We start from the raw sequence: 1,104 nt of genomic DNA on the forward strand, positions 1-1,104 counted from the left end.
GCCAGGGTGGCCGGGGTGGCCGGGTGAAGGACGTCGGCGAGCAACTCGGCTGCGGGTTCGGCGTCGCCGACGTTGCCCGCGGTGACGGCGGTCGCGGTGACGATCTCGCTGTCGGGGTCCTCGGCGACGTGGCCCTTGTAGCCGTCGAAGGAGCGGTTGACGGTCTTGTGCCCGTGCCGGGCCTCCGGATCGACCGTGGAGATCACCCGGTCCCTGGCCACCTTGCGGGCGATCCGCAAGACGTCCCCGTCCTGTTCCAGGTCCTGGCCCAGCACGGTGGCCAGCAGCCGCGCGGCCTGGTCCGTCTCCTGCTCCAGTACCCGGCCGTCCAGAACGGCCAGCAGCGCGTACCCGTCGCGGGCCCGCGAATCGACCAGGGCCTCCCGCTCGGCCGGATCCGTCCAGTCGATGGCCGGCTTGGCCGTGCTGGTGTAGGTGTCCTCGCTGGAGATCACCGCCCGCAGCTGGGCCCGCAGCACGTGACCGGCCGTCCGCAGCAGGCCACGGATGGCCGACCGGATCAGCGTGATGGTGTCCTGCGCGGCCACCGCGTCATAGACCGGAGCCGAGTCCAGCACCCGCCGACGGCCCACCAGCCCGGCCTGCGCGGCCACTTCCACCGTCCGCTCGAAGATCCGGTCCGGGCGGGCCGAAGCGGCCAGCCGCGCCCGCATGTCCACCAACACGGTGTGCACGAACCCCGGATGATCGAAGTCCAGCCCGCCCGCGGCGTACTTCCAGCGCACGTCGAACGCGAACCGCTCGACCGCCTCCCGGTCGGACAAACCCTCCAGACGCTGCAGGACCATCACCACCGCCACGATCATCGGCGGCACCGACCTGCGGCCATCCCCGGCGAACAGATCGACGAACATCTCATCCGGGAACAACGCCCGGCACTCGCGGTGCAGCACCGCGTAGATCGAGTTCGGCGCCAGCCGACCCTCGCAGAAACCCGCCGTGGAGGAGAGCAACCCCGGCTGCATCGGAGTCCGGCCCACTGCCATCGCTCAACCTCTCCCCACACCCAGCGACCAACGGCCCTGAGCCTGACACAGGCCGAAGCCCCAACGCGAGCCCCAACGATTAACACCAGTCACCTAG

The 1,104-nt window shown here is 70.7% G+C and carries 1 protein-coding gene; it reads right to left on the minus strand.

Annotated elements, in window-relative coordinates; all coding sequences use genetic code 11:
* Nucleotides 1-1,007 (minus strand): transposase (locus tag AB0J04_RS46255; RefSeq protein ID WP_363174753.1); only part of this gene is annotated, 1,007 nt, incomplete at its 3' end.
* Between the last annotated feature and the right edge of the window lie 97 nt (nt 1,008-1,104).

The sequence above is a fragment of the Streptomyces sp. NPDC050263 genome (assembly GCF_040655955.1).
In the GTDB taxonomy this organism is placed as follows: domain Bacteria; phylum Actinomycetota; class Actinomycetes; order Streptomycetales; family Streptomycetaceae; genus Streptomyces.